Below are 1,147 nucleotides of genomic sequence, written 5' to 3'. Positions count from 1 at the left end.
GGCCACAGGAACATCACCGCGCCAGCGACGATGCCCGCGGCGCCCACGCCAAGGGCCACGCGGCTCACCGTCTGCGCCTGCTTTCCTTCCGACACCAGCGCCTTCGAGTCGCGCACGGGCGCGTCGACCGTCCCCTTCTCCAGGGTGTCATACCGGTCCCGGGCCTTCAGGTAGAACACCGTCCCCACTCCCGCCAGCACCACGCCTCCGGCCGCGGGCAGCCACGCCCAGCGGCGCGCGGAGGACGTCGTGGCGACGGCGACGGACGGTGTTTCCGTCGGCGGTGGCGTGACGCGCTCCACGGGCGGCGGCGCGTCCTTCACGGAAGGCCGGGCCACCCGCGTGGGAGGTGGCACGTCGTCGATGGGCGGCGCGGGAGGCAGTCCCCGCAGCGCGCGCTGCGTGTTGAGCACCACCACGTCCAGGGCCTGGGTGAGGGCGTCCAGGAGCTTGTCCTCCGGCACGTCGAGGACGAAGTGCTCGGAGATGAGCATGCCGTCCTTCGCCGCATAGGCGCGCGCCCCGGCGCGGTAGCCGCCAGCACGTGGGCCCAGCTCCGCCACCAGGACGACCTCCGCCTTGCTGGCCGTGCCGAGCCACTGGAGACACGGGGCCTCCGTGCGCTTGCAGCGCAGCAGCGTGCGGCGCCGCGTGGCGGGCAGCTTCCGAGTGACGTTCTCGATGCGGATGACGCGCAGCCCGCGCGACTCGAGCTGCTCCGCCACGTGCTCCTGCGCGAACTCGACGATGTGGGCCGGGGCTCCCGTCGCATCCGGTGGGGCGATCAACACACTCAGGGGCCCCTGCGGGAGCGCCGTGGGCGCCTGGGCGACCACGGAGAGAACGGCGACGAGGGAGATCAACACACGATCACTTTCCCCCCGACACGACCTCCTCGCAAGGCCGGGAATCAGGGGCTGCTCACCTCGGGTGGCATCGCGCACGCTCTCGGTGCGTGCGGTGGGAGCTGACCCCACCGCCCAGGTAGGGCGGTGGGAGCACTCGAGGACTGTCAGTCAAACTTCAGCGGCGGGGGCGCTCGGGGGGCGCGGGGCGGATCTGCGTCTTCTCGGAGGTTTCCTTCGGCCCCGAAGGGGCGCTGGTGTCCTCGTCTTCTTCATCGTCGGCGGGGCGGGAGGGGATGGAC

Annotated in this window: 1 protein-coding gene; it reads right to left on the bottom strand. The window is 72.2% G+C overall.

Features of this window, described 5'->3' with window-relative positions; all coding sequences use genetic code 11:
* Positions 1 to 866 (bottom strand): hypothetical protein (locus tag HR086_RS46995; protein ID WP_174468927.1); only part of this gene is annotated, 866 nt, incomplete at its 3' end.
* Positions 867 to 1,147 lie beyond the last annotated feature (281 nt).

The sequence above is a fragment of the Myxococcus sp. CA039A genome, from assembly GCF_013336645.1.
GTDB lineage: Bacteria > Myxococcota > Myxococcia > Myxococcales > Myxococcaceae > Myxococcus > Myxococcus llanfairpwllgwyngyllgogerychwyrndrobwllllantysiliogogogochensis.
The sequence above is the reverse complement of the archived record's forward strand: the minus strand, read 5'-3'. Positions and strand labels throughout refer to the sequence as shown.